This is a genomic window from Mycobacterium simiae, from assembly GCF_008370645.1.
Lineage (GTDB): Bacteria > Actinomycetota > Actinomycetes > Mycobacteriales > Mycobacteriaceae > Mycobacterium > Mycobacterium simiae_A.
The window spans coordinates 1-851 of sequence record NZ_VTZN01000432.1 but is presented as its reverse complement, the minus strand read 5'-3'; the positions used below and the strand labels follow the sequence as shown (position 1 = coordinate 851).

Below are 851 nucleotides of genomic sequence, written 5' to 3'. Positions count from 1 at the left end.
CGATTGGACCAGTACTTGGTCGCGTTCGGCGGCATCGAAGACATCGATTACATCGATGCCCTGCCGCGGGTTGGTGGTGACGGCGTGTAGGGCACGCAGGTAGTAAGCGGCGAACTTTTCGATGGTGTTGCGGTTAAACAGATCGGTCGCGTATTCGATGCAGCCAGGAAGCGATCGTGGTTGCCCGGAAACACCGGGGACATCCGTGAGGTTGATGTACAAGTCGAACCTGGCAGTGCCGGTATGTGCGAGTTGAAGCTCGATATCGAGTCCGGGCATATTGAAATCGGGCAGCGGGTTGTTCTGCCAGGCCAATGCCACCTGAAAAAAAGGGTGATACGCCGTTGACCGTGTCGGGTTGAGCAGTTCCACCAGCCGTTCAAACGGGGCGTCTTGGTTCTCATAGGCCGCCAAAGCCTTGGTGCGCACCTGTTCGAGTAGGTCGCTGAAACTGGGATTGCCTGAGGTGTTGACCCGCAGCACCCACATGTTGACGAAGAACCCGATCAGGTCTGTTAGTACCTGGTCGGCGCGTCCGGCGATGGGCCCACCAATCGTGACATCGTCACCAGCGTTGAATTTGTGCAGGAGGACCGCTAACGCCGCCTGGAACACCATAGACAGGGTCGTGCCGGTTTGTTGAGCCAGCTGCTGGACCCGTTCTCGCAGCTGCGCGTCGATCGTGAAGGTCACTACCTCGCCACGAAATGACTGTTGGGCTGGGCGGGGCCGGTCCAACGGCAACATGATCTGCTCGGGCGCCCCAGCCAACTCAGCACGCCAGTAAGCAACCTGCTGGGACATCACACTGTCGGGATCGTTCTCACTGCCCACAACTGCTTGTTGCCAGA

At 58.6% G+C, this 851-nt stretch carries 1 protein-coding gene; it reads right to left on the bottom strand.

Annotation, left to right across the window (positions count from 1 at the left end):
• On the bottom strand, positions 1-834 hold an 834-nt coding region (locus F0Q45_RS26285), incomplete at its 3' end, for a condensation domain-containing protein (protein WP_262491200.1).
• Positions 835-851: the final 17 nt, after the last annotated feature.